The organism is Pseudomonas sp. 203-8 (assembly GCF_020708595.1).
GTDB classification, from domain to species: Bacteria; Pseudomonadota; Gammaproteobacteria; order Pseudomonadales; family Pseudomonadaceae; genus Pseudomonas; species Pseudomonas aeruginosa.
Genome location: NZ_JAJFDF010000001.1, coordinates 529,936 through 556,671, shown reverse-complemented (window position 1 = coordinate 556,671; position 26,736 = coordinate 529,936). Strand labels below are relative to the sequence as shown.

The following is a 26,736-nucleotide window of genomic DNA, read 5'->3' as shown; positions in this document are numbered from 1 at the left end:
GCGCTCAGTCGAGCATGTCACTGAAACGCGCGTCCTTCTTGTATACCAGCGGCTGGCTGAAGCCGGGCACCGTCACCTGTTCGGCGCTGACCTCGATGGCGTGTTCGTCGATCAGGTCCTGGCCGAAGTTGTAGATGATCTCCAGGTCGCCCTGCAGCGCGCGCTGGTCGTAGGCGCGGGCGGCGGCGCGGGTCTGCTCGCGCTTTTCGACGTAGGCGGCGAAGGCCGCTTGGCCATGGCGCTTGCGCAGCATCTTCTCGGCGATTCGCGGCGACAGCACCACGCCGCTGGCGTTGTTGCCGCCGAAGCCCTTGGAGTTGATGAAGCATACCTCCAGCGGCTTGTCCTGGCGCATGTCGCGATTGGAGATGCTCAGGCGCTGCTGGTGGACGTCGTCGGCGACCTTGTCGATGGTCTTGATCCCAGGGAGGATGCCGTACTTGAAGGTGCCCAGGGCGGAAATCAGTTGATCGGCGCTGGCGGTGGCCAGGGAGTGGCCGACGTAGGCCTTCACCGCGGTGACCGGCCAGCCGTCGATGCCGAAGGCGCTGGCCACGCGGTCGAGGATTTCCGATTCGGTGACCCGGTTGGCCGGCGTGCTGGAGCCGTGGGCGTGGACGAAGCTGGCGTGGCGCACGGTGTCCAGGCCGACGATCTGCACCGCGCTGGCCACCGCCTTGGCTACCGTCAGGTAGTTGCCCGGGCCGGGGGCGGAGATGGACTTCTTGAAACCGTCGGCGTTGATGAACACGTCGGTTACCGCGCCGTGGATATCCGCGCCCAGGCGCAGGGCCAGTTCGTCGTCCATCAGCACTACGTACTGGCTGGACTCGGCCAGGGTGAAGCCGCAGTTCTCGCCGAACGGCCGGCTGGCGCGGCGGAAGTCCACGTCGTCGCGGCCTTCGATCAGGCGCAGGCCTTCTTCGGTGGCCAGCGCGCCCATGGCACTGTAGCCCTCGATGCACTCCGGCAGGATCGGCGCCTCGCTGTTGCCGACGATGACCACCCGGGCCTGGCCGCTGGTGATGACGTCGATACCCTTCTGCAGGTTGTAGAGGAAGGTGGCGCAGGCGCCTGTGATGCTGCCGGTCATGCCGACGCTGCCGAGCACGTAGGCATTGATGAAATCGGTGGGCATGCTGTTGAAGCCCAGCGGCAGTTGCTTGGCCGAGACCCGGTGGCCCTTCAGGCGGGATTGCATCAGGCCGCCGAAACCGTTGTCGTCGAGCTGGCTCATGATGCTGCCGGAGAATACCGCGATCTCGTCGGGCTGGACGTTGTCGACGATGGTCTTCCAGTCGATGCCGGTGGAGCGGATCGCGTCGGTCGCGGCGACCACCGACATCTGCAGGCCTCGCGGGTGGAAGCGCGAGTTGTACAGCTCGCCCGGTTCGAAACCGGTGGGCAACTGGCCGGCGGACTTCACCGTCAGCGCACGGTAGCTGTCCACCTTGAACTCGCAGCGCTCGTGGATGCTCACCAGCACCTCGCCGTCCTCCGCGGGAGCGATCGACCAGTTGGCCGGCAGCGGCTCGGGCAGTTGCTTGGGCGAGGCCTTGAAGGTCAGCGCCTGGCCTTCGGCAGGGGACAGCTCGAGGACCTTGTGCCAGTGGACTGCATCCGGGTCGAGGTACTGCGGTTCGATGCGTCGCACCAGGGTAGAGGCGAAGATGCGTTCGGCGTAGCGCCGCTCGATGTCCTCCGGGGACAGCGGCGTGCCGTCTTCGGCCAGGTAGCGGCCGCCTTCGGCCTTGACCAGTTTCATCATGACCGCCAGGCCGGCTAGGGTTTCCTGGCGCGCCTGCGGGTCCATCGATTCGATGACCATGCGGCGGAAGCCGTGGTGGAAGGAACTACGGCCTGCTGCGTTGTAGCCACCGAAACCAACAATGACCGGTAGTCGAGACATCACTCAGAAACTCCTTCGAATAGTCGTTCGCGTGCCGGGCTGCTGCCTGGTCCGGAGCGGGAAGCGCGTGGCGGCGATGGCGGCCTTTCCCGTCGGCGAGGCGAGCTTCACGGACCCGGGCACGAGCCAGTGGCCGTTGAAATGATCAGGGTGACTATGCTGACGTGAATCATGACTATCGAGTCACGTATTTTCCTACTGAATACCGCGTTGCGTGGGCTTTCCACAAGTGCTGGCGGTCTGCCGTGGGGGGATTGACGCCCATGGCCGGGCTGTTGGCAGAGGTGGGGCGTAGGCGAGTGTTGCGGGACTTGCTTGAAAGTCCGCGCGCAGAGGCGTGGCGCTATCCACCTTTCGCCCGATGCCGGCAGAGGAGAATGAAGAAGGGCCGCGAAGCGGCCCTGGGGGTGGTGTATCAGCGGTACTCGATGCCCGCCTTGCGCGTGCTGACCCGTGTTCCCGCCTTGCCCTCGGTGATTGCGACGATGTCCGCGAGCGAACCGATCACCGCGTCCTTGCCGGTGGCGCGGGCGAACTCGATGGCGGCCTGGACCTTCGGACCCATGGAGCCGGCGGCGAAGCCGAGGCGCTCCAGTTCGTCCGGGTGGGCCTGGGCGATGGCCTTCTGGGTCGGCTTGCCCCAGTCGACGTAGGCCGCGTCGACGTCGGTGGCGATGATCAGGATGTCGGCCACCAGCTCCTGGGCCAGCAGCGAGGAGCAGAGGTCCTTGTCGATCACCGCCTCGACGCCGCTGAGCTTCTTCCCGGCCTCGTCGTACATGGTCGGGATACCGCCGCCGCCAGCGCAGATGACGATGGTGCCTTTCTCCAGCAGCCACTTCACCGGGCGGATCTCGAAGATCCGCTTCGGCCGCGGGCTGGGCACCACGCGGCGGAACTTGTCGCCGTCCGGGGCGATGCTCCAGCCCTTCTCGGCGGCCAGGCGCTCGGCTTCTTCCCTGGAGTAGACCGGGCCGATCGGCTTGGTCGGGTTCTGGAACGCCGGATCCTTACCGTCCACCTCGACCTGGGTGAGGATGGTGGCGAACGGCACTTCGAACGGCAGCAGGTTGCCCATTTCCTGTTCGATCATGTAGCCGATCATGCCCTCGGTTTCCGCGCCGAGGACGTCCAGCGGGTAGGGCGAGACCTTGTCGTAGGCGGCACCCTGGAGGGCCAGCAGGCCGACCTGGGGGCCGTTGCCGTGGGCGATCACCAGCTCGTTGCCGGGCGCCACCTTGGCGATCTGTTCGGCGGCGATCCGCACGTTTTCCCGCTGGTTGTCCGCGGTCATGGGTTCGCCACGGCGTAGCAGGGCATTACCGCCCAATGCGACGACGATACGCATATCGGTTACCTCCGGAAGGCGGCTGCGCCCGGCCGCGTGGGCCGGGGCGCAGGAGCGCGGTCAGATGTCGGCGAGGGTCGAGACGAGGATCGCCTTGATGGTATGCATGCGGTTCTCGGCCTGCTCGAAGGCGATGTTGTAGGGCGACTCGAAGACGTCCTCGGTCACCTCGATGCCGTTGGCAAGGTTCGGATACTGCTCGGCGATCTGCTTGCCGACCTTGGTCTCGCTGTTGTGGAACGCCGGCAGGCAGTGCATGAACTTGGCCCGCGGGTTGCCGGTGGCCTTCATGATCTCCATGTTGACCTGGTAGGGCAGCAGTTCCTTGATCCGCTCGCCCCAGGCTTCCACCGGCTCGCCCATCGACACCCAGACGTCGGTGTGGACGAAGTCCACGCCTTTCACGGCTTCCTTCGGATCCTCGGTGAGGGTCAGCTTGGCGCCGCTTTCCTCGGCGAACTTCTTGCACTGGGCGACGAACTCGTCGTGCGGCCAGAGCGCCTTCGGCGCGGCGATGCGTACGTCCATGCCGAGCTTGGCGCCGATCAGCAGCAGGGAGTTACCCATGTTGTTGCGCGCGTCGCCCAGGTAGGCGTAGCTGATGTCGTGCAGCGGCTTGTCGCTGTGCTCGCGCATGGTCAGCACGTCGGCGAGCATCTGGGTCGGGTGGTATTCGTCGGTCAGGCCGTTGAACACCGGAACGCCGGCGAACTTCGCGAGTTCCTCGACGATTTCCTGCTTGAAGCCGCGGTACTCGATGGCGTCGTACATCCGGCCGAGAACCCGCGCGGTGTCCTTCATGCTCTCCTTGTGGCCGATCTGCGAGGAGTTCGGGTCGATGTAGGTGACGTTGGCGCCCTGGTCGTAGGCGGCCACCTCGAAGGCGCAGCGGGTGCGAGTGGAGGTTTTCTCGAAGATCAGGGCAATGTTCTTGCGCTTCAGGTGCTGCTGCTCGGTGCCGGTGTACTTGGCGCGCTTGAGGTCGCGGGACAGGTCGAGCAGGTAACGCAGCTCGCGGGTGCTGTGGTGCATCAGGCTGAGCAGGTTACGGTTGTGCATGTTGAAAGCCATGATTGATCTCCTTGTGGGAAGTCGGTGGGCGGCGCCCCTCCTGGGGACGCCGCCGTTCAGCTCGAGAGCGGGTTGTCTGTCAGTAGTCGATCGGGTCGCGGATGATCGGGCAGGTCATGCAGTGGCCGCCGCCGCGACCGCGACCCAGTTCGCTGGCGCTGATGGTGATGACCTCGACGCCGGCCTTGCGCAGCAGGGTGTTGGTGTAGGTGTTGCGGTCGTAGCCGACCACCACGCCCGGCTCCAGGCAGACCACGTTGTTACCGTCGTCCCATTGCTCGCGCTCGGCGGCGAAGCTGTTGCCGCCGGTCTCGACCACGCGCAGTTTCTTCAGGCCGAGGGATTCGGCGACCACTTCGAGGAAGGTTTTCTCCTCGCGGCGGATGTTCATGCCGTAGGGGCTGCTCGGATCGGGGCGCAGGCTGAAGGGCACGATTTCCTTGACCACTTCCGGGAAGACCGTGACCAGGTCGCGGTCGCAGAAGCTGAACACGGTGTCCAGGTGCATCGCGGCGCGGGACTTCGGCAGGCCGGCGACGATCACCCGCTCGGCGGCGCCCTTGGCGAACAGCGACTGGGCGACCTGACCGATGGCCTGGCGCGAGGAGCGCTCGCCCATGCCGATCAGGACCACGCCGTTGCCGATCGGCATCACGTCGCCGCCTTCCAGGGTCGAGGAGCCGTGGTCCTTGTCCGGGTCGCCGTACCAGATCTCGAATTCGGCGTTGGCGAACTCGGGATGGAACTTGTAGATGGCGGTGGTCAGCAGGGTTTCCTGTCGTCGCGCCGGCCAGTACATCGGGTTCAGGGTCACGCCGCCGTAGATCCAGCACGTGGTGTCACGGGTGAACTGGGTGTTCGGCAACGGCGGCAGCAGGAAGCTGGAATGGCCCAGGTACTCGCGGTACATCTTGAGGATGTCGGCGCCTTCGCTGGCGGGCAGGTCGTCAGCGGCGACGCCGCCGATCAGGTACTCGGCCAGCTTGCGCGGCTCCAGGCTCTCCAGCCAGGAGCGCAGCTCGCTGGTCAGGCCCAGGCCGACGCTGTCGGCGGTGATCTTGCGATCGAGGATCCACTTCAGCGCTTCCGGGTTCTGGATGGTCTCGGTCAGCAGATTGTGCATCTCGAGGACGTCGATGCCGCGCTCGCGCATCTTGGTGACGAAGTCGAAGTGGTCGCGCTTGGCCTGGTTCACCCAGATCACGTCGTCGAACAGCAACTCGTCGCAGTTGCTCGGGGTCAGGCGCTGGTGGGCGAGTCCGGGCGAGCAGACCATCACTTTGCGCAGTTTGCCGGCTTCGGAGTGGACGCCAAGTTTGGTTTTTTCCGTGCTCATTTCACGTCTCCAGTGGAGTAATCAGAGGGTGAGGAAACCGTCGTAGAGGCCGTAGGCAGCCACCAGGGCGCCAATGACGACTGCGGCGAAGATCAGTTTTTCGATTCCGGTGAAGATCGGCTGGCCGACCTCGTGCTTGGCCTTGGCGAAAAGGATCGCGCCGGGCGCATACAGCAGGGCGGACAGCAGCAGGTACTTCAGGCCCCCGGCGTAGAGCAGCCAGACCGCGTAGGCCACGGCGATGCCGGCGATGACCAGGTCCTTGCTGCGTTCGCGGGCATCGTTCTCGTAGGTCTCGCCCTTCAGGGTCAGCAGCAGGCCATAGGCGGCGGACCAGAAGTACGGGATCAGGATCATTGAGGTGGCCAGGAGCAGCATCTTGGTGTACGGGTCCATGCCGTCCGGGTCGCCCGAGGTGAAGAACACCACCACCAGGAACACCTGTACGCAGATGTTGGTCAGCCACAGGGCGTTGGCTGGCACCTGGTTGGCGTTCTCGCGGCGCAGGAACTCCGGCATGGTGTGGTCCTTGGCGGCGGCGAACATGATCTCGGCGCACAGCAGCACCCAGGAGAGCAGCGCGCCCAGCAGCGAGATCAGCAGGCCGACGCTGATCAGCACGGCGCCCCAGTGGCCGACCACATGCTCGAGTACCAGCGCCATCGACGGGTTCTGCAGCTTGGCCAGTTCCGGCTGGGTCATCACGCCCATGGACAGCACGTTGACCAGCACCAGCAGGAGCAGGACGGTGATGAAGCCGATCACGGTGGCCTTGCCGACGTCGGAACGTTTTTCCGCGCGGGAGGAGAAGATGCTCGCGCCCTCGATGCCGATGAACACCCAGACGGTGACCAGCATCATGTTGCGCACCTGGTTCATCACGCTGCCCAGGTCCGGGTTGCTCTTGCCCCAGATGTCGGCGGTGAAGATGTCCAGCTTGAAGGCGAACAGGCAGATCAGGATGAACAGGAACAGCGGCACGACCTTGGCCACGGTGGTGACGGTGTTGATGAACGCCGCCTCCTTGATCCCGCGCAGCACCAGGAAGTGCAGGGCCCAGAGCAGGACCGAGGCGCAGACGATCGCCGCGACGGTGTCGCCCTTGCCGAAGATCGGGAAGAAGTAGCCGAGGGTGCTGAACAACAGGACGAAGTAGCCGACGTTGCCCAGCCAGGCGCTGATCCAGTAGCCCCAGGCCGAGGAGAAACCCATGTAGTCGCCGAAGCCGGCCTTGGCGTAGGCGTACACGCCGCCGTCGAGTTCGGGCTTGCGGTTGGCGAGGGTCTGGAAGACGAAAGCGAGGGTGAGCATGCCGACGGCGGTGATCGCCCATCCGATCAGGACGGCGCCGACATCGGCGCTGGCTGCCATGTTTTGCGGGAGGGAGAAGATGCCCCCTCCGATCATCGAGCCGACAACCAGAGCCGTTAGCGCTCCTAGTCGGAGTTTTTGGCTGGATTCTTGGGACATTTTCGGAATCTCCCTATAGGAATTGAGAGTGAAGCCATTAGGCGGCAGCGGCTATTGTTGAATGCTGATCCACGTCAATAGCTTCCTACTCAAAGTAATTAGATGACGCATTCCTGTAAGTTGCGAGTGCCAAAGATAGAAGAGGAATCTAAGACCTGCCCGCAATAGGGCGGTTTTTTCATGTGATAGGGGAAGTCTTGCCATCCGCTACGGGGAAAGCTTGAAATTGCTCGAAATCGGGCTATAAGCCGCGGATCAAGCCGGATCGTTGATGCCGATCAATGAATTTCGCGAGACGGTATTCTGACTTTCAGGTGGGTGGTCGCCGGCTTGTTGACGGTCCGTCGAAAAACCGCCGCGACTTTCCAGGGAAGTGTTGCAGTATTTCGAGAGGAGTATTTTTTATTTATAAGTAAAAATAATTTTCCGCTCTTATCAAAGAACGAAAAAGCACAAGGAAAGAAATGAAGAAGCCCGGCGTTCGCCGGGCTCTTCATTTGGGCTTCAGGGTATGAAGACCGCTGGGGGGACGGGATCGCCGCCCACCCGCCGCGCGTGCTGGCGCACGTCGGCACAGGGGAAGGGGCCGCCATCCGGTTCGTGGCCGAAGGGCGCGGTTCGCTGGGCGAACCGAAAGCCGGTGCCAGGGGCACTGCGAGCGATTGAGCAAGCGGCGTGCCAGCCATCGACAGGTGGCCCGGCCCGTCAACTGCGGGGCACGGGCCTGCGGCATGAGCGGATTTTTGCCGAAGGCCCGAGCGCAGGGCGGGGTTTTCCGCCGTCGTTACCGTTCCGTCAGCTCATCCCCAGCCAGTTCGGCAATGCCAGGGATACCGCCGGGATGTAGGTCACGATGATCAGGAACACCAGCAGGATCATCAGCCACGGCAGCGCTGCGCGGATGGTCGCGCCCAGCGGCATGCCGGTGACCGCCGAGGTGACGAACAGGTTGAGCCCGACCGGCGGCGTGATCAGGCCGATCTCCATGTTCACCACCATGATGATGCCGAGGTGGATCGGATCGATGCCCAGCTCCATGGCGATGGGGAAGAAGATCGGCGCCAGGATCAGGATGATCGCCGAAGGCTCCATGAAGTTGCCGGCGATCAGCAGCACGATGTTCACCACCAGCAGGAACATCCATGGCGAAAGTCCCAGTTCCGTGACCCAGCTGGCGATGCTCTGCGGTATCTGCTCGGTGGTCAGCACGTGGGCGAAGAGCATGGCGTTGGCGATGATGAACATCAGCATGATGGTCAGCTTGCCGGACTCCAGCAGCACCTTCGGGCATTCGCTCAGGCGCATGTCGCGGTAGACGAACAGTGCGACGAAGGCCGAGTACACCGCGGCGACGGCGGCGGCCTCGGTGGGGGTGAAGGCGCCGGAATAGATGCCGCCGAGGATGATCACCATCAGCAGCAGCCCCCACAGCGCCTTACGCGCGCTGGCCAGCCATTCGCGCAGACTGACCCTTGGCATGGCGGGCAGCTTCTTGACCCGGGCGACGATGTAGATCACCACCATCAGGATCAGTCCCAGCAGCAGCCCCGGAACCACGCCGGCGATGAACAGCTTGCCCACCGAGGTCTCGGTGGCGGCGGCGTAGACCACCATCACGATCGATGGCGGGATGAGGATGCCGAGGGTGCCGGCGTTGCAGACGATCCCGGCGCCGAACGCCTGTGGATAACCCGAGCGGACCATGCCGGCGATGGCGATCGAACCCACTGCCGCCACCGTTGCCGGAGACGAGCCGGATAGCGCGGCGAAGAGCATGCAGGCGAGCACCGCGGCGATCGCCAGGCCGCCACGGATGTGTCCGACGCAGGCGTTGGCGAAGTCGATCAGGCGCCGCGCCACGCCACCGGTGGTCATGAACGCGCCGGAGAGCAGGAAGAACGGGATCGCCAGCAGGGTGTAGTGCTCGGAGGTCTCGAACAGCTTGATCGCCAGCGAGCGTACCGAGTCCGGGCTGAACAGGAGGATCGTCAGTGCGCCGGAGAGACCCAGGGAGACGGCGATCGGCACGCCGATGAACATCAGCAGGAAGAGCAGCAGGAAGAGGAACAGAATGGTCATGTCTTGGGCTCCTCGTGCTCGGTCAGCTTCAGCGCGTCGGCAGCCTCGTCGGCCAGTCCCAGTCCGGTCTGGCGGTTGCGCAGGATGCGCACGAGGATCTCGGCGAAACGGATGAACACCAGCGCGAAGCCGACCGGCACGATCAGGCCGATGTGCCATTGGCGGATGCCGAAGTGGTCGAGGTCCTCGGCGCCGATGCCGGCGATGAACAGGGTCTTCACCCAGTCGTAGCTGGCCACGCAGAGCAGGCCGGCGTAGCCGAGGCAGGCCAGGCAGGCGATCACGCCGAGCACTCGCTGTACCGGTCGCGAGGCCAGCTTCACCAGCACGTCCACACCGAGGTGCCCGGCGGTGCGTACGCCGTAGGCGATGCCGAGGAAGATCAGCCAGGCGAACAGGGCCTTGGTCAGGGCGTTGCTCCAGGTCATCTCCTGGGCCAGGGTGAGGACCCCATCGCCGATGGCGAGCAGCGTCTCGTTGCCGCCCTCCCAGAGATCGGCGAGATCGTAGAGCAGCGTATAGAGGTTATTGAGGACTACATAAACGAAGGTAACCAGCGTCATGGCGGCGAGGAGGAAGGCGATCAGGCCTTCCTCCAGGCGCGCCCAGACGCGCGCGAGCGCGTGCATGGGCTTTCCCTCTTCTTCTTATTGGGCCTGGTTGGCGGCTTCGGCGGCCTTGATCAGGTCGGCGCCGATCTCGCCTTCGAACTTCTTCCACACCGGCTGCATGGCCTTGCGCCATTCGGCCCGCTGTTCGGGAGTGAGTTCGATGATCTCGCTGGTCTTGGCCTCGACGATGCGCTGCTTGTCGCCCTGGTTGAGCGCCTCGGCCTGCTTGTTCACCTCCACGGTGACCTCGTCCATGGTCTTGGCCAGCACGCCGCGCACGTCTTCCGGCAGGCCGTTCCAGAACTTGGTGTTGGTGATCACCATGTAGTCCAGCACGCCGTGGTCGGACTCGGTGATGTACTTCTGCACTTCGTGCATCTTCTGCGAGTAGATGTTCGACCAGGGGTTCTCGGTACCGTTGACCACGCCGGTCTGCAGGCCCTGATAGACCTCGGCGAAGCTCATCTTGCGCGGGTTGGCGCGCACCGCCTTGAACTGTTCCTCGAGCACCTTGGAGGCCTGCACGCGGAACTTCAGGCCGCGGGCGTCCTTCGGCTCGCGCAGGGGCTTGTTGGCGGACAACTGCTTCATCCCGTTGTGCCAGTAGCCGAGGCCAGTGATGCCCTTGTCCTGCATCGAGGTCAGCAGCTCCTTGCCCTGCGGGCTCTGCTGGAAGCGGTCGACCGCCTGGATGTTGTCGAACAGGAACGGCAGGTCGAAGATCTGCAATTTCTTGGTGTACTGCTCGAACTTGGCCAGCGACGGCGCGATGATCTGCACGTCGCCCAGCAGCAGGGCTTCCATCTCCTTGCCGTCGCCGAACAGCGACGAGTTCGGGTAGACCTCCACCTTGACCTTGCCCGGCAGGCGTTCCTCCACCAGTTTCTTGAACAGCAGCGCGCCCTGGCCCTTGGGCGTGTGCTCGGCGACGACGTGGGAGAACTTGATGACGATCGGGTCGGCTGCCTGGACGATTCCGGCGACGGTCAGGGAAAGTGCGCAGACGAGCGCCTTCGCGGTGTGCTTGAGCATGAGACTTCCTCTTTGTTCTTGTCTGTCTTTTATGAAGAGGACGGGTGTCCTCTCGGCGTGGCCGAACAAGGGAAGTCTAGGCAGCGCAGCGGCAGATGCTGCGTGAATCGGAAAAGCGCCTGGTCTTCTGCTTGTTGGAACGCTCGGGAAGCCGTGAGCAAGCCCTGTGCCAGTCGGGCAAGGGTACGCAGGGGAGATGCTGCGGGCGCGGATGGCGAACGGTTGGCGGTAATCCGCCATTCATTCGCCATCATCTGGCGGATTTTCGCCAGGCGTGTTGAACGGCAGGCCGTGCTTGCGCAGCTTGTCGTGCAGGGTCTTGCGCGGGATACCGAGGGCCTCGGCGACGCTGCGCAGCGAATTGTGCGGGCGTTCCAGTTCGGCAGCGATCAGCGAGCGCTCGAAGGCCTCGACCTTGGCGCTGAGGTTGTGCGGCTCGTCGGCGGCGTCGGGCAGGACTCCGTCGTCCAGGCTCAGGCCGAGACCCAGGGCGAAGCGCTCGGCGGCGTTCTGCAATTCGCGCACGTTGCCCGGCCAGTCGTAGGCCAGCAGCCGCGCCGACTGGCCGGCGTCCAGTTCGCGTGGCGTCAGGCCATGACGCATGGCGCCGGCTTCGGCGAAATGGCGGAACAGCAGCGGGATGTCTTCGCCGCGCTCGCGCAGCGGTGGAATGCGCAGGCTGGCGACGTTGAGGCGGTAATAGAGGTCGGCGCGGAAGCGGCCCTGGTCGGCGGCCTGGCGCAGGTCTTCCTTGGTTGCCGCGATGATGCGGATATCCAGCGGGATCAACTGGTTGGAGCCGAGCCGCTCGACTACCCGTTCCTGCAGCAGGCGCAACAGCTTGACCTGCACGTCCAGGCTCATGCTCTCGATCTCGTCGAGGAACAGGGTGCCGCCATTGGCGTACTCGAACTTGCCGATGCGGCGCTTCTGCGCGCCGGTGAAGGCGCCGGCCTCGTGACCGAACAGTTCGCTTTCCACCACCGATTCGGCGAGGGCGCCGGCGTTGATCGCGACGAACGGTCCGTCGCGTCGGCTCGACAGGTCATGCAGGGCCCGCGCGACCACCTCCTTGCCGGCGCCGGTTTCGCCAAGGACCAGCACGTCGGCCTGGATCGCCGCCAGCGAGCCGACCTGCTCGCGCAGGCGCTGCATGCCGGCCGAGCGTCCGATCAGGCGCCCATGCAGCTCGTGGCGTTCGGCCAGGGCCAGGCGCAGGGTGCGGTTCTCCAGGACCAGCCGGCGCACCTCCAGGGCGCGGCGCACGCTGTCGAGCAGGGCGTCGCTGGGGAAGGGCTTTTCCAGGAAGTCATAGGCGCCGCCGCGCATGGCCTGGACCGCCAGCGGCACGTCGCCGTGGCCGGTGATCAGGATCACCGGCAGGTCGGCGTCCTGTTCGTGCAATTGGCGGAGCAGTTCCATGCCATCGATGCCGGGCATGCGGATGTCGCTGACCACCACCCCGGGCCAGTCCTTGCACTGCGCGGTATCCAGCTGGCGCGCGTCATCCAGGGTCGCGACCTTGAGCCCGGCGAGGTCGAGCGTCTGGCGCAGGGCCTGGCGCAGGTGCGGATCGTCGTCGATCAGCAGGACCTGGGTCTGGGCATCGAATGGCGCGAAGGGACTCATGCGCGGGTTTCCTCCTGGGGCATGGCGGCGACGCCGGGAACTCCCGGCAGCAAGTGCAGGCGCACCACGGCGCCGCCTTCGAGATGGTTGCCCATTTCCAGGCGGCCGCCGAGGGCGCGCAATAGGTTATCGCAGATGGCCAGGCCGAGGCCGAGCCCTTTGGCGGTGGTCTTGGTGGTGAAGAAGGGTTCGTGGGCGTGGGCCAGGGCGTCCTCGGAAAACCCCGGGCCGTTGTCGCGCAGAGTCAGGGTCACGCCGTGCTGGTCCTGGCTGGCGATTACCCACAGGCGCCGCGGCGGAGCTTTCTCGGCGAGCGCGTCGAGGGCATTGGTGAGCAGGTTGCCGAGGATCTGCCGCAAGCGGGTCTCGCCGGCCTGGACCCACAGCGGGGCGTCCGGCACGTCGCGCAGCAGTTCGACGTTCATCGCCCGCCGCCGGCTGGCCACCATCGACAGGGCGTCCTCGATCGCCGGCTGCAACTGCACGTTCTCCGGCGCCCGGCGCGCACCGCGGGCATAGGCCTTGAGGTGGGCGATGATCGAGGCCATGCGGGTGGTGAGGTCGCTGATCTGCTCGAGATTGCCGCGGGCGTCCTCGGTGCGCTGGTGGTCGAGCAGCACCCGGGCGTTGTCGGCGTAGCTGCGGATCGCCGCCAGCGGCTGGTTGAGTTCGTGGCTGATGCTCGCCGACATGGTGCCGAGGGCCGTGAGCTTGCCGGCCTGGACCACTTCGTCCTGGGCGCGCATCAGCTCGCGCTGGGCCTGCTCGCGTTCGTGGACTTCCTGCTGCAACTGCGCGTTGGCGTTCTCCAGCTCGCGGGTGCGTTCCAGTACGCGCTCTTCCAACTGGCGCTTGGCCTCGGCCTCGAGAGCGATGCGGTCCAGGTAGTGACGGCGGCTGAGGGTCAGCAGGGTAAGCAGCAGGAGCAGGGCGAGCAGGGTCGCGCCGCCGATCAGCAGGACGCTGCGCACCGGCCGTTCGATGAGGGTGCGGGGGGCGTAGATGCTCACCGTCCAGCCGGTTTCCGGTAGCGTCCGGCTCTGGCTGAGCCAGGCGCTCTGTTGCAGGCGCAGGGGCTTCGGGTCCTGCACCGGGTAGGGGATGTTGGCGTGGATCTCGTCGCGCTCCGCCGCGCTCAGCGGCCGACTGGCATGGAAGCGCCAATCCTCGCGCGAGGAGAGGATCACCACGCCGTAGTTGTCTATCACCAGCAGTTGCTCCGGGGAATTGCCCCAGAGCCGTTCGATGTGTTCGAGATCGACCTTCACCACCAGCACGCCGATGATCCGCGAGCCTTCCTTCACCGCACTGGCGAAGTAGTAGCCGCGCTTGATCGAGGTGGTGCCCAGGCCGAAGAAGCGCGCCAGGCGGCCCTGCATGGCCTCGCGATAATAGGGGCGGAAGGCGAAGTTGCGGTGGACGAAACTGTCCGCCTGGGCCCAGTTGGAGGCGACCTGGGTGGTGCCGTCCGGTTGCAGCAGGTAGATCACGTCGGCGCCGGTGCGTCGGCGGATGTCAGCCAGCGCCTCGTTGGCGATCTTCTGCAGCAGCGGGTCGCCAGGTTGTTGCAGGGCCTGGCGCAGCACCGGCAGGCCGCCGAGGATCTGCGGCAGTTCTTCGTAGCGGCGCAGCGTGCCGAGCAGGTTGGCGACGTAGAGGTCGAGCGTCTGGCGGTTCTGCTCGGCCAACTGCTCGCTGTAGTAGCGCTCGGCGAAATATTGCAGGGGCCAGAGCAGCGGCGCGAGAAGCAGGGCGAGGATGACCAGCGAGCGCCAGCGATGGAAATAGGCTTTCAAGACGAACGAACCTGCCGTGGCTGCGAGTATCCGGGGCATCCCGGACGGGATGCCCTAAATTATCACGCCTTGCGCCGAGTCCGGTCGCTCCCTGCCGTTCAGGGGAAGCAGTCGGCGTCGGCGAATGCCTTGCCCTGGCGGTCCTTCTCCGAAAGCAGGGGGGCATCCTGCAGCGGCCAGTCGATCTTCAGCTCGGGATCGTTCCAGAGGATGCAGCGTTCGTGTTCCGGCGCCCAGAAGTCGGTGGTCTTGTAGAGGAACTCGGCGTATTCGCTGAGCACCACGAAGCCGTGCGCGAAGCCGGCCGGAATCCACATCTGGCGCTTGTTCTCCGCGCTCAGGCGTTCGCCTACCCACTGGCCGAAGGTCGGCGAGCCGCGACGCAGGTCGACGGCCACGTCGAATACCTCGCCGAGAGTGGCGCGCACCAGTTTTCCCTGGGCTTGCCGGATCTGGTAGTGCAGGCCGCGGAGGACGCCACGGGCGGAACGCGAATGGTTGTCCTGGACGAAGCTGACCGGATGACCGCAGGCCTCCTCGAAGGCGCGCTGGTTGTAGCTTTCGAAGAAGAATCCGCGATCGTCGCCGAACACCCGGGGTTCGAAGAGGATGACGTCGGGAATTGCCAGGCGGGTCGCTTTCATCAGTACACGGTCTCGGTCAGCAGGCGCTTGAGGTATTGGCCGTAGCCGTTCTTGGCCAGCGGCGCGGCGAGTTTTTCCAGTTGCGCGGCGTCGATCCACTTCTGCCGGTAGGCGATCTCTTCCGGGCAGGCCACCTTGAGACCCTGGCGGTTCTCCAGGGTGGCGATGAACTGGCCGGCCTCGAGCAGCGAATCGTGGGTGCCGGTATCCAGCCAGGCGTAGCCGCGGCCCATGATCTCCACGCTGAGCTGGCCGCGCTCCAGATAGGCGCGGTTGACGTCGGTGATCTCCAGCTCGCCGCGCGGCGAAGGCTTCAGGTTCCTGGCGATGTCCACCACCTGCTGGTCGTAGAAATACAGGCCGGTGACCGCGTAGTTCGACTTTGGCTCCAGTGGCTTCTCTTCCAGGCTGATGGCCTTGCCGCCCTGGTCGAACTCGACCACGCCGTAGCGCTCCGGGTCCAGCACGTGGTAGGCGAAGACACTGGCGCCGGTCTGGCGCTGCGAAGCGCTGCCGAGCAACTCGTGGAAGTCGTGGCCGTAATAGAGGTTGTCGCCCAGGACCAGCGCGCTGAGGTCGTTGCCGATGAACGACTCGCCGATCAGGAAGGCCTGGGCCAGGCCGTCCGGCGACGGTTGCACGGCATATTGCAGGTCCAGGCCCCAGTTCGAACCGTCGCCCAGCAACTGCTGGAAGCGTGGGGTGTCCTGTGGGGTCGAGATGATCAGTATCTCGCGGATGCCCGCCAGCATCAGGGTACTGAGCGGGTAGTAGATCATCGGCTTGTCGTACACCGGCAGCAACTGCTTGGAGATGGCCAGCGTTGCCGGGTGCAGGCGGGTGCCCGAGCCTCCGGCGAGGATGATGCCCTTGCGTTTCATAGTGGTCCCTGCTCGCTCAGTTCCTGGATCATGCGTCCGGCATGGTAGCGCCAGTCTGGCAGTACCAGGCCGAAGACCTGTTGCAGCTTGCGGTTGTCGAGGCGCGAATTGGCCGGACGCTTCGCCGGCACCGGGTAGTCCTCGGTGGCGATCGGCAGGACCCGCTGCGGCGTCGCCTGCAACTCCCAGCCCCGCTCCAGCGCCTGTTCGATGACGAAGCGCGCATAGAGGTGCCAGGACGTCTCGCCGCTGGCGACCAGGTGGTAGGTGCCGCTGGCCCGTGCTGCCAGCTCGACATCCCAGCGCAGGCGCTGCAGGGCCTGGGCGGTGACGTCGGCGATCAGCTCGGCGCTGGTGGGCGCGCCGAACTGGTCGGCCACGACCTTGAGTTCGTCGCGTTGCCCGGCCAGGCGCAGCATGGTCTTGGCGAAGTTTCCGCCGCGCGCGGCGTAGACCCAGCTGGTGCGGAAGATCAGGTGGCGGCAGCCGCTGGCGCGGATGGCCTGCTCGCCTTCCAGCTTGGTCTGCCCGTAGACGCTCAGCGGGCCGGTCGGCGCGTCCTCGGCGAAAGGCACGCTGCCCGCGCCGTCGAACACGTAGTCGGTGGAGTAATGCACCAGCCAGGCGCCGCAGCCCGCGGCCTCCTCGGCCAGTACCGCGACGGCGCGGGCATTGATCAGGCGGGCGTTGTCGGCATCGCTCTCGGCCTTGTCCACCGCGGTGTAGGCACCGGCGTTGACGATGAACTGCGGCCGCTCGGCGCGAACCAGTCGCGCCAGGCCTTCGGGGTCGGCGAGATCGGCGCGCCGACGGTCACAGACCAGCAGTTCGCCCAGCGGCGCCAGGGCGCGCTGCAGCTCCCAGCCGACCTGGCCGTTGGCGCCGAGGAGAAGGATCCGGTTCATGCGTACTGCTTACCCACCCACTCGCGGTAGGCACCGCTGGTTACGTTGGCCACCCAGTCCTGGTTGTCCAGGTACCAGCGCACGGTCTTGCGGATGCCGGTCTCGAAGGTTTCCGCCGGCTTCCAGCCCAGCTCGCGCTCCAGGCGCGTGGCATCGATGGCGTAGCGGCGATCATGGCCCGGACGATCCTTGACGAAGGTGATCTGCTCGCGATAGCTGCGGCCGTCGGCGCGCGGCTGCTCCTGGTCGAGGATGGCGCAGAGGGTCTCGACCACGTCGAGGTTGGCCTTTTCGTTCCAGCCGCCGACATTGTAGGTCTCGCCCAGTTGCCCGGCTTCGAGGACCCGGCGGATGGCGCTGCAATGGTCCTTGACGTAGAGCCAGTCGCGGATCTGCTGGCCGTCGCCGTAGATCGGCAGCGGCTTGCCGGCCAGGGCGTTGTGGATCACCAGTGGGATGAGCTTTTCCGGGAAGTGGTACGGGCCGTAGTTGTTCGAGCAGTTGGTGGTCAGCACCGGCAGCCCATAGGTGTGGTGATAGGCCCGCACTAGGTGGTCGGAGGCCGCCTTGGACGCCGAGTAGGGACTGTTCGGCTCGTAGCGGTTGTTCTCGGTGAAGGCCGGATCGCTCGGTGCCAGCGAGCCATAGACTTCGTCGGTGGAGACGTGGAGGAAGCGGAATGCCGCCTTCGCTTCCGGCTCCAGCGCGCCCCAGTAGGCGCGCACTTCTTCCAGCAGGCGGAAGGTGCCGACGATGTTGGTCTGGATGAAGTCCTCGGGGCCGTGGATCGAGCGGTCCACATGGGATTCCGCGGCGAAGTTGAGGATCGCCCGCGGCTGGTGCTCGGCGAGCAGGCGGGCTACCAGCTGGCTATCGCCGATATCGCCGGCGACGAAGGTGTGCCGGGCGTCGCCGTCGAGGCTGGCGAGGTTCTGCCGGTTGCCGGCGTAGGTGAGCTTGTCGAGGCTGACCACCGGCTCGTCATGCAGGGCCAGCCAGTCGAGCACGAAATTGGCGCCGATGAAGCCGGCGCTGCCGGTCACGAGAATCGTCATGAGTCATACCTTGTTCAAGCAGTGGTTGTCCGTAGGGCTGCTTCGACACGTCCCGCCAAGGTGTACCAATCGATCGTGAAGACGACGATTAGTACGGGAAAAATGGCGATCCTGCCAACCCCAGATCTGGTAGGTGCATCTGACCCGGCATTCTATTCGAAGTGCCATCACTGGGTAGAAAGGAAGCAGGATAAAACAAAAAGCCCCGCGCGAGGCGGGGCTTTTCGGGATTCATGGTGCCGGCACCAGGAGTCGAACCCGGGACCTACTGATTACAAGTCAGTTGCTCTACCAGCTGAGCTATACCGGCGAAGAGGGCGACATTATAGCCAGCCGCCGCCAGGAGTAAACCACTGATTTTCCTGCCCGAATGCCGTTCGTCCTCAGTGCCCGGAGGCGGCCGCGCCGGGCTTGGCGCCGAACGGCGGGCGGGCCAGCCAGATGATCACCAGCAGGGCGAGGAACAGCCAGCCGAGCATGGTGAAGTAGTCGATGGTGGACATCATGTAGGCCTGGCTCTGCACCATCCGGTCGAGCAGCGCCGCGTTCGCCTGGGTGTTGCCGCCGAGCTGGGCGAGGGTTTCGTGGGTGGCCGGGTCGTAGAGGCTGATGTTTTCGCTGAGGTAGGCGTGGTGTTGCGTGGCGCGGCGGTTCCAGATCCAGGTGGTCAGCGAGGCGGCGAAGCTGCCGCCGAGGGTGCGCAGGAAGGTGGCCAGGCCGGAGCCGTCGGCGATCTGGTCGGGGGGCAGGTCGGAGAGCAGGATGCTCAGGATCGGCATGAAGAAGAACGCCACGCCGAGCCCCATGATCAACTGCACGATGGCGATGTGCTGGTAGTCGACCTCGGTGGTGAAGTTGGCGCGCATGAAGCAGGTGATGGCCATCGCCAGGAACGACAGGCCGGCGAGCATGCGCAGGTCGAAATGGTTGGCGTAGCGGCCGACCAGCGGCGAGAGGAACACCGGGAGGATGCCGATTGGCGCGGCGGCCAGCCCGGCCCAGGTGGCGGTGTAGCCCATCTGGGTCTGTAGCCATTGCGGGAGCAGCAGGTTGATGCCGAAGAACGCGGCATAGCCCAGCACCAGCGCCAGGGTGCCGGCGGCGAAGTTGCGGTGGGCGAACAGGCGCAGGTTGACGATCGGATGGCGGTCGGTGAATTCCCAGATGATGAAGAAGGCCAGGGCGATCGCCGCGATCAGCGCGCCGCCGACGATGAAGTTCGACTCGAACCAGTCCAGGTCGTTGCCCTTGTCGAGGACGATCTGCAGGGCGCCGACGCCGATCACCAGGGCGATCAGGCCGACGTAGTCCATCGGCGCCTTCTTGATCACCACCGGGCGTGCCTTCAGTTGCTGGTAGACGACGAAAGCGGCGAACAGGCCGACCGGCACGTTGATGAAGAAGATCCACGGCCAGCTGTAGTCGTCGGTGATCCAGCCGCCGAGGATCGGCCCGGCGATCGGCGCTACCACCGTGACCATCGCCAGCAGGGCCAGTGCCATGCCGCGCTTCGCCGGTGGGTAGATGGAGATCAGCAGGGTCTGGGTGATCGGATACAGCGGCCCGGCGACGAAGCCCTGCAAGGCGCGGAAGCCGACCAGAGAAGGCATCGACTGGGCGATGCCGCAGAGGAACGAGGCGAGTACGAACAGCAGCGCGGCGGCGATGAACAGGCGCACCTCGCCGACCCGCCGGGCCAGCCAGCCGGTCAGCGGCAGGGCGATGGCGTTGCTCACGGCGAACGAGGTGATCACCCAGGTGCCCTGTTCCGAACTCACCCCGAGGTTACCGGAGATGGTCGGCAGGGCGACGTTGGCGATGGTGGTGTCGAGCACCTGCATGAAAGTCGCCAGGGACAGGCCGATGGTCGCCATCACCAGGCTGGGCGGGGAGAAGCTGCTGCTTTCGCTCATGCTGGCGGGCTCAACGCTGGGCGGTCTTGCCGTGGTCTTCGGCGAGGTTGGCTTCGATCAGGCGTTCGATCAGCTTGTCGGCCGAGGCCAGTTGCTGCTGGTAGACATCGGTGGAGAACAACGCTTCGCGCGGTGGCTGCTGGGCCAGGGCCGGGCCGCTCTGGTCATGCAGATCGACCTTGACGTCCATCGACAGGCCGATGCGCAGCGGATGCTTCTGCAATTCTTGCGGATCGATATGGATGCGCACCGGCACCCGCTGGACGATCTTGATCCAGTTGCCGGTGGCGTTCTGCGCCGGCAGCAGGGAGAACGCGCTGCCGGTGCCCACGCCGAGGCTGTCGACGGTGCCGCTGTAGCGCACGTCGCTGCCGTAGAGGTCGGAGCGGATCTCCACCGGCTGGCCGATACGCATGTGCTTGAGCTGGGTTTCCTTGAAGTTGGCGTCGATCCAGATCTGGTCCAGCGGGACCACGGCCATCAGCGCATTGCCCGGTTGCACGCGCTGGCCGACCTGTACGCTGCGCTTGGCGACGTAGCCGGTGACCGGCGCGACGATGGTCGAACGGGCGTCGTCCAGGTAGGCCTGGCGCAGTTGCGCGGCGGCGGCCTTGACGTCCGGATGGGAGGTGATCTGGGTGTCGTCGACCAGCGCTCGATTGGTGTTCAACTGCTGTTCCGAGCTGGTCAGCGAGGCTTTCGCGCTGTCCAGCGCGTCGCGGGCGTGGGCCAGTTCCTCCTGGGAAATGGCGCCGTCGTCGGCGAGGTTCTTGCGCCGCTTGTAGTCGGCCTCGGCCTTGGCCAGCGCGACCTTGCGGGTGGCGACCTCGGCGCGATAGCCGTCGACGTTGCTGAACAGCCCGCGTACCTGGCGCACGGTGTGGGCCAGGTTGGCCTCGGCGCGCTGGAGGGCGATGTCGGCGTCGCTGGGATCGAACCTGACCAGTTCCTGGCCCTTGCGCACCAGGTCGCCGTCGTCGGCGCCGATGCTGACCACGGTGCCGACGATCTGCGGGGTGATCTGTACCACGTTGCCGTTGATGTAGGCGTCGTCGGTGTCCTCGTGCCAGCGGCCGTAGAAGAACTCCCAGGCCACGCTGGCCAGGGTGGCGAGGACGATCACGGCGAGCAGGATCAGCAACCAGCGCTTGCGCTTCGGGTTGCCGGCGGGAGTTTCGCTGTTGGCGGTAGTCATGGTGGGTGCCTCGTTCATTCTGCCGGCGCTTTCGCGGTAGCGAGCGCAGCGGAGCGGGAATCGGGTTGGAAACCGCCGCCCAGGGCCTGGACCAACTGGACGGAAAGATCGATCTGCTGGCTCTCCAGGCTGGCCAACTGGCGTTCGGCGACCAGCAGTTGCTGTTGCACGCTGAGGGCGTCGAGGTAGCTGCCGACGCCTTCGCCGTAGCGACGCATGGCCAGGTCGAAGTTGGACCTGGCGATATCGCGGGCCTGGCGCTGGTCGACCACCTGCTGCGCCAGCGAGCGCAACTTGCCGAGGTCGTCGCTGACCTCGCCGAGGGCCTGGACCAGCGTCTTGTTGTACTGGCCGACGGCCAGGTCGTAGTCGGCGTCGCGTTCGGCCAGGTTGGCGCGGCGGCGGCCACCGTCGAAGATCGGCAGGGAGATCGCCGGCGCCACCTGGAAGAAGCGGCTCGGCGCCTGCAACACGTCGCTGGTGTGCAGGGCGGCGAGGCCGGCCATCGCGCCGAGATTGAGGTTGGGATAGAACTCGGTCTTCGCCGAGTCGATGTTGCGGCGCGCCGCCTCGACCCGCCAGCGCGCGGCAACGATGTCGGCGCGGCGGCCGAGCAGCTCCGCCGGGAGCACCGAGGGCAAGCTCAGGCTGGCCGGGTTCAGCGGTTGCGGGCGCTGCAGTTCGAGACCGCGATCGGGCCCCTTGCCCAGCAGCACGGCGAGGGCGATGCGGGCGCTGGCGATGTCCTGCTCGGCGGCGCTGAGCTGCTGGCGGGCGGTGGCCAGCTGGGTCTGCGTCTGTTGCAGCTGGACCTTGCTGTCGAGTCCGGCGCTCATGCGCTTCTGGCTCAGCTCGGTCATGCGCTGCGAGCGCTTCAGTTCTTCCTCGGCGAGATCGCGCACGGTAAAGGCGTGGGCGAGGTCGCTGTAGGCGCGGGCGATGCTCGCCGAGAGGCCGATGCGCGCGGCCTGGCTGTCGATCCGGGCGGCATTGGCCTGGCCGAGGGCGGCTTCCCAGGCGGCGCGCTCGCCGCCCCAGAGGTCGAAGTCGTAGTTGAAGCCGAGCGACAGGTACTTGATCGCCGAATAGCGGCCGCCGAGCGGTGCCGGGGCCACGCTGGTCGGCGCGCGGATGCCGGAGTAGCTGGCCTTGGCGTCCAGCGTCGGCTGGCGCGCGGCATCTTGCGCCTGGGCCGTTGCCGCCGCCTGGCGCGCACGCGCCTCGGCGATCTGCAGGTCGGGGGTGCCTTGCAGGGCTTCGCCGATCAGTTGGTCGAGCTGCCGGTCGCCGAGCCCGGTCCACCAGTCCTGGCGCGGCCAGGCCGCTGGCGAAAGGGCTACGCCGTCCAGGCTCCTGCCCGCCTGGAGGGCGCCTGCCGGTTGCAGTTGGGCGTTCGGTTCCAGGCCTTCGGAAGTGACGCAGCCGGCGGCCAGCAGTATCGCCGAGGCCAGCGCCAATCGCTGCGGCCAGGGATGGAGAAGAGGGAACGGCATGGATCAGGACTCCTGCAGGCTGGCCCTAGGGCAGCCGGCGTGTAGCAGAACCTTGGTCAGCAGATGGGTCAGCGTCTGCAATTCTTCCGTGCTCAGGCAGGCGACCAGCTCGTTCATCGCCGCCGAGGCGATCAGCGGAAGCTGCTCCTGGACCTTCCGTCCCGCTTCGCTGAGATCCAGGCGCAGGCAACGGCGGTCTTCGGGACAGCGGCCGCGCAGCAGCAGCCCTTTTTTCTCCAGGCGCGCCAGCATGCGCGTCATCGAGCCGCTGTCCACCGACAGCTCGCGACACAGTTCGACCGGACTGTTGGCGCGGTTGAGACCGACGAAGATCAGCACCTTGAACTGGGCGGCGGTGATGTCCAGCGCGGCGAGGTGCTTCTCGAGGATGCGGTCCTTGGTCGCGGCACTGACGCCGATGAGCTGGCCAATGGAGCCCTTGAAGGGAAAGTCGGAGGCGCTGTAGTGACCCATGGTGGAGGGGATCGCTGTCTAGGCAGGGAAAGTGTTTCAAAATAATACTGCCTAGGCAGCGATTAACAAGAGCTCAACCGTTGCAATAAAAGAACAATCCGTTCCTTCGAACGTCATGCGATGCCGTTCTGCAACTATTGCCGGTGCTGAAGTCCACTTTCGGATTAACCGGAAAGCCAGGCTTATGCACAAGTGGGCAAGGGATAGGAAGGAAACGCTCTAAGAATCGCTGCGGTTATCTCGGTTGTTATCAAGATATTGTTTTATATGGATTTTATTTTTTCTGTTCATTTTTTGAACAGCATTGACCGCCCCTGGATACGGGCCCCTCGGCAGATGTTTCCCAGAACTTGTCACCAGACTTATCCACAGGTTGTGTGGGCAACCATCCGGCACACCCGTATCAGCTGCGCTCCGCAAGGATCAGCAGGTTTCGCGGAGACAGGGAGGTCGGACAGAACTCGCCCAGGCGGACGCTATAGCCCTGTTCGACCAGATACAGGCAGCGGTCCAGCAGCAGCCAGAGTTCCAGCGGGCGGCGGAACAGGGCGCGCACCAGTTCCAGGTTGCGAACCATCGCCAGGCGCTTCCAGCCGGCCGCTTCCAGCGCCTGCCAGTCGCGCGCGGCCGGTTCGGGAAGTCCCTTGAGGACGGCGAGTTCGCGACAGTAGTCGGCGTATGGACGTTCCAGCCAGGCCACCGGAAGGGAAGGCACGCTCAGGTACTGGTCGATTCCGCGTAGCTCGCGCTGCAGCAGGTCGAAACCCAGGCGCCGGGCCATCGACTGGTCGCGCTGGCGACGGACCCGTTGGCTGGCGGTGACTGTCTCGCTCAGGGGTAGGCGCAGGTCGTCAAGCGATAGCGCGAGCAGCGATCGGCCTGCCGCTTGCGAGAGCGGCTGGTAGAAAGGCCCCGGAATGCGGTTGTAGCAGCATGGCGCCACCGCCAGTTGGCGACAGCCGGCCTGGCTGGCCAGGCGCAGCAGGCGCAGGTGCAGTTCGCCGCAAGCGTGCAGGGCCACTGGCGTATGCCCGGGAAGCAGGCGCTCGGCGCAGTCCACGGCCAGCACATCCTGGCGGAGGTGGTGGGCGGAGAGCCCCAGGCGGTCGCTCAGGCGCTGTCCGTCGGCGACCAGCGCGGGATCGTGTTCGAGGCAGGTCAGCGGTTGCCCCGCATGGGCCAGCAGGCGGCCCAGATGGCCCTTGCCGGAGCACCAGTCGAGCCAGTGGACGACCGGCCGGGCGAACTGCAGGCGCCCGGCGAACAGGCCGATCTGCTGCCACTTGCGTCCCGGTACGTCGACATTGAAGCGGTTCGGTGCCTGCGGGCGTTCCGCCAATGGCAGTTCGCCGACCGCGCCCAGCGCTGCGGCCTGGGCGGCGAGCTGCGGATAAGGCGCGGGCGCGGCCAGGCGGGTGGGCTGGTTGTGCTCCGCGTCGGCCTGTTCGAGGCTGCGCCCGCGCAGCCAGGACGCCAGCTCGGAGTGTTCGGCTTCCCACGCCAGGGTCGGTTCGCTGAACGGGCGGGGTCGCCAGAGCCGCTGGTGTTCGAGGAGGAACGCGTCCAGCGCGAGGAAGCGCTGCGACAGGGCGTCGCCAGTGAGGAACGGGAAGGTTTCGGACACGATGCGAGCGGCAGCGGGAAAACGGGGCGGCGATTATAGCCGCCCCGCAGGCATCGGAAAGCGCCCGCTCAGCGGCCCTGGGTGGCGTCGACCCGCAACCAGCGTTCGATCAGGCGGAAGATCCGCGTCAGCACGATGGTGATCACCAGGTACAGCGCGCCGGCCAGGCAGAAGAACAGCATCGATTCGTAGGTGCGGGCGATGATGGTCCGGGCCATGCCCATGATGTCGAACAGGGTCACGGTGTAGACCACCGCGCTGGCCTTGAGCATCAGGATCACTTCGTTGCTGTAGGCCGGCAGGCCGATGCGCACCGCGCGCGGCAGGATGATGTGCCAGAGCGCCTGGCGCCGCGACATGCCGAGGGCGCGGGCGGCCTCCACCTCGCCGACCGGCACCGAGTGGATCGCGCCGCGGAGGATCTCGGCGATATAGGCGGCGGTGTGCAGGGTCATGGTCAGCAGCGCGCACCAGTACGGATCGCGCAGGTAGGGCCAGAAGGCGCTCTTGCGCACTTCCTCGAACTGCGCCAGGCCGTAGTAGACGATGAACAGTTGCAGCAGCAGCGGCGTGCCGCGGAAGAAGAAGATGTAGGCGTACGGCACCGCGCGCACGTACCAGTGCCGCGAGGCGCGGGCGATGCCCAGCGGCAGGGCCAGGGCGAGCCCGGCGACCACCGCGATCGCCAGCAGCTCCAGGGTCAGCGCCGCGCCCTGGAGCATCTTCGGCATCCACTTGAGGATCAGCTCCCACTCGCTCATAGCTCGTTCCTCACGAAACCACGGCCGGCGCGACGTTCGAGGAAGTGCAGGGCGACCATGATGATGACCGTGAGGCTCAGGTAGATGGCGGCCGCGGTCATGTAGAAGGTGAAGGGTTCCTTGGTCGCGTTGGAGGCGACCTGCGCCTTGCGCATGATCTCGTCGAGGGTGATCAGCGACACCAGCGCGGTGTCCTTCAGCAGGATCAGGTACAGGTTGCCGAGGCCGGGCAGGGCGACCCGCCAGATCTGCGGCAGGACGATGCGCCAGAAGATCCGTCCGGGCGACAGGCCGAGCGCCTGGCCGGCCTCGCGATGGCCGCGCGGAATGGACAACAGCGCGCCGCGGAACACCTCGGTGGCGTAGGCGCCGAAGCACAGGCCGAGGGCCAGGGTGCCGGCGGCGAACGGCGAGAGCGCCAGGTCCGGCTTGCCGAAAAGGTCGCCGAGGGCGTTCAGGCCGCTCACCGTGCCGAAATAGATCATCAGTACCCAGAGCGTTTCCGGCACGCCACGGACGATGGTGGTGTAGGTGCCGCCGAGGAAACGCAGGGCCGCGTACTTCGAAGTCTTCGCGATGGCGCCGAGGAGGCCGAGCAACAGCCCCACGCAGACCGCCGCCAGCGATAGCTTGAGGGTCATCCAGGTCCCGGCGAGCAGTTGCTCGCCGAACCCATGCAGGTCGAGAATCATGAGAAGTCAGGCCTGAAGGCGGCCACCGCCGGGACGCGCCCGGCGGTGGCCTGGCTTGGCATCAATAGATGCTGAAGGGGAAGTACTTGTCGTTGATCTTCTTGTAGGTACCGTCGGCGACGATTTCCTTCAGCGCGGCGTTGAGCTTCTCGCGCAGCGGGTCGCCCTTGCGCACGGCGATACCGATCTTGTCGTTGTCGAACACCGGTTCGCCCTTGAACTCGAACTCCTTGCCGGCGTCGCTCTTCAGCCAGTCGTACTGCACGAACTTGTCGGCCAGCACGCCGTCCAGGCGCCCCGAGGAGAGGTCGAGGTAGGCGTTCTCCTGGGTGTCGTAGAGCTTGATGGTGACCACGTCGGCCATGTTGTCTTCCAGCCAGGTGCCGGCGATGGTGGCGCGCTGGGCGCCGATCACCTTGCCCTTCAGGGAGTCCTTGTCGGTCTTGAAGTCGACGCTCTTCGGCGCGACGAACTGCAGCTTGTTGGTGTAGTAGGGATCGGTGAAGTCGACTGCCTGCTTGCGCTCGTCGGTGATCGACATGGACGCGACGATGAAGTCGAACTTCTTGGCGTTCAACGCCGGGATGATGCCGTCCCAGTCGGAGGTCACCACCTCGCACTCGGTCTTCATCTTGGCGCACAGCGCCTTGCCGATGTCGAGGTCGAAGCCGACCGCCTGGCCGCTGGCATCGATGCCGTTGAAGGGCGGGTAGGCGCCTTCGGTGCCGATGCGCAGCTTGTCGGCGGCGCTGGCGTCGAGGGCGAAGGCCAGGGTTGCAGCGGCGGCCAGCAGGATCTTCTTATAGTTCTTCATGCGG

Annotated in this window: 22 protein-coding genes and 1 tRNA gene; all 23 read right to left on the bottom strand. The window is 65.6% G+C overall.

What is annotated here, in order from left to right; genetic code table 11:
* Positions 1 to 4: 4 nt before the first annotated feature.
* On the bottom strand, positions 5 to 1,909 hold the full coding sequence (fabY, locus tag LJF27_RS02485; protein WP_003114068.1) for a beta-ketoacyl-ACP synthase FabY: 1,905 nt from the start codon (positions 1,907 to 1,909) through the stop codon (positions 5 to 7).
* 415 nt (positions 1,910 to 2,324) lie between these two features.
* Entirely contained in the window at positions 2,325 to 3,257 is a 933-nt protein-coding gene (arcC, locus tag LJF27_RS02480; RefSeq protein ID WP_003100033.1) for a carbamate kinase, read from the bottom strand.
* 60 nt (positions 3,258 to 3,317) lie between these two features.
* Positions 3,318 to 4,328, bottom strand: a complete 1,011-nt coding sequence (locus LJF27_RS02475; RefSeq protein ID WP_003100031.1) for an ornithine carbamoyltransferase — start codon at positions 4,326 to 4,328, stop codon at positions 3,318 to 3,320.
* Between the two features lie 79 nt (positions 4,329 to 4,407).
* Complete coding sequence (arcA, locus tag LJF27_RS02470) at positions 4,408 to 5,664, bottom strand: arginine deiminase (protein ID WP_003100029.1); 1,257 nt, start codon at positions 5,662 to 5,664, stop codon at positions 4,408 to 4,410.
* Between the two features lie 21 nt (positions 5,665 to 5,685).
* Positions 5,686 to 7,134 (bottom strand): arginine-ornithine antiporter, encoded by a 1,449-nt coding sequence (arcD, locus tag LJF27_RS02465; protein WP_003123669.1) that lies wholly within the window; start codon positions 7,132 to 7,134, stop codon positions 5,686 to 5,688.
* Between the two features lie 795 nt (positions 7,135 to 7,929).
* Positions 7,930 to 9,213, bottom strand: coding sequence for a C4-dicarboxylate TRAP transporter large permease protein DctM (dctM, locus tag LJF27_RS02460; protein ID WP_003105529.1), 1,284 nt, complete (start codon positions 9,211 to 9,213; stop codon positions 7,930 to 7,932).
* Complete coding sequence (gene dctQ / locus LJF27_RS02455; RefSeq protein WP_023089721.1) at positions 9,210 to 9,842, bottom strand: C4-dicarboxylate TRAP transporter small permease protein DctQ; 633 nt, start codon at positions 9,840 to 9,842, stop codon at positions 9,210 to 9,212. Before dctQ ends, dctM begins: the two co-directional genes overlap by 4 nt.
* An 18-nt stretch (positions 9,843 to 9,860) precedes the next feature.
* Positions 9,861 to 10,856 carry a C4-dicarboxylate TRAP substrate-binding protein DctP gene (gene dctP / locus LJF27_RS02450; RefSeq protein WP_003105525.1) on the bottom strand — a complete coding sequence of 332 codons (996 nt, stop codon included), beginning with the start codon at positions 10,854 to 10,856 and terminating at the stop codon, positions 9,861 to 9,863.
* Between the two features lie 240 nt (positions 10,857 to 11,096).
* Entirely contained in the window at positions 11,097 to 12,485 is a 1,389-nt protein-coding gene (gene dctD, locus LJF27_RS02445; protein WP_003096187.1) for a two-component system response regulator DctD, read from the bottom strand.
* Entirely contained in the window at positions 12,482 to 14,320 is a 1,839-nt protein-coding gene (gene dctB, locus LJF27_RS02440) for a two-component system sensor histidine kinase DctB (protein ID WP_003123664.1), read from the bottom strand. The genes dctD and dctB overlap by 4 nt, the downstream gene beginning before the upstream one ends.
* A gap of 59 nt (positions 14,321 to 14,379) precedes the next feature.
* Positions 14,380 to 14,925: a dTDP-4-dehydrorhamnose 3,5-epimerase gene (gene rfbC / locus LJF27_RS02435; RefSeq protein ID WP_003121267.1), complete on the bottom strand. Its 546-nt coding sequence runs from the start codon at positions 14,923 to 14,925 to the stop codon at positions 14,380 to 14,382.
* On the bottom strand, positions 14,925 to 15,806 hold the full coding sequence (rfbA, locus tag LJF27_RS02430; RefSeq protein WP_003161206.1) for a glucose-1-phosphate thymidylyltransferase RfbA: 882 nt from the start codon (positions 15,804 to 15,806) through the stop codon (positions 14,925 to 14,927). The genes rfbC and rfbA overlap by 1 nt, the downstream gene beginning before the upstream one ends.
* Positions 15,803 to 16,711, bottom strand: a complete 909-nt coding sequence (gene rfbD / locus LJF27_RS02425; RefSeq protein ID WP_003121266.1) for a dTDP-4-dehydrorhamnose reductase — start codon at positions 16,709 to 16,711, stop codon at positions 15,803 to 15,805. Before rfbD ends, rfbA begins: the two co-directional genes overlap by 4 nt.
* Positions 16,708 to 17,766: a dTDP-glucose 4,6-dehydratase gene (rfbB, locus tag LJF27_RS02420; RefSeq protein WP_003096179.1), complete on the bottom strand. Its 1,059-nt coding sequence runs from the start codon at positions 17,764 to 17,766 to the stop codon at positions 16,708 to 16,710. Before rfbB ends, rfbD begins: the two co-directional genes overlap by 4 nt.
* Positions 17,767 to 18,000: 234 nt before the next feature.
* Positions 18,001 to 18,076, bottom strand: a tRNA-Thr gene (locus LJF27_RS02415).
* A 73-nt stretch (positions 18,077 to 18,149) separates the two neighbouring features.
* The gene (locus tag LJF27_RS02410) at positions 18,150 to 19,679 is read right to left on the bottom strand and encodes a DHA2 family efflux MFS transporter permease subunit (protein WP_003096173.1); all 1,530 of its coding nucleotides are present in this window, start codon (positions 19,677 to 19,679) and stop codon (positions 18,150 to 18,152) included.
* 10 nt (positions 19,680 to 19,689) lie between these two features.
* A complete protein-coding gene (locus LJF27_RS02405; protein WP_003110594.1) occupies positions 19,690 to 20,874 on the bottom strand; it encodes an efflux RND transporter periplasmic adaptor subunit in 1,185 nt (394 codons plus the stop codon).
* A 14-nt stretch (positions 20,875 to 20,888) separates the two neighbouring features.
* Positions 20,889 to 22,367 (bottom strand): efflux transporter outer membrane subunit, encoded by a 1,479-nt coding sequence (locus LJF27_RS02400; protein ID WP_023116815.1) that lies wholly within the window; start codon positions 22,365 to 22,367, stop codon positions 20,889 to 20,891.
* 3 nt (positions 22,368 to 22,370) lie between these two features.
* Positions 22,371 to 22,841: a MarR family winged helix-turn-helix transcriptional regulator gene (locus tag LJF27_RS02395; protein WP_003110596.1), complete on the bottom strand. Its 471-nt coding sequence runs from the start codon at positions 22,839 to 22,841 to the stop codon at positions 22,371 to 22,373.
* 403 nt (positions 22,842 to 23,244) lie between these two features.
* Positions 23,245 to 24,465 (bottom strand): methyltransferase, encoded by a 1,221-nt coding sequence (locus LJF27_RS02390; RefSeq protein WP_023116814.1) that lies wholly within the window; start codon positions 24,463 to 24,465, stop codon positions 23,245 to 23,247.
* 68 nt (positions 24,466 to 24,533) lie between these two features.
* Entirely contained in the window at positions 24,534 to 25,226 is a 693-nt protein-coding gene (locus LJF27_RS02385) for an ABC transporter permease (RefSeq protein ID WP_003096163.1), read from the bottom strand.
* On the bottom strand, positions 25,223 to 25,918 hold the full coding sequence (locus LJF27_RS02380; protein WP_016562461.1) for an ABC transporter permease: 696 nt from the start codon (positions 25,916 to 25,918) through the stop codon (positions 25,223 to 25,225). Before LJF27_RS02380 ends, LJF27_RS02385 begins: the two co-directional genes overlap by 4 nt.
* A 61-nt stretch (positions 25,919 to 25,979) precedes the next feature.
* Positions 25,980 to 26,732, bottom strand: coding sequence for an ABC transporter substrate-binding protein (locus tag LJF27_RS02375; RefSeq protein ID WP_003096156.1), 753 nt, complete (start codon positions 26,730 to 26,732; stop codon positions 25,980 to 25,982).
* Positions 26,733 to 26,736 lie beyond the last annotated feature (4 nt).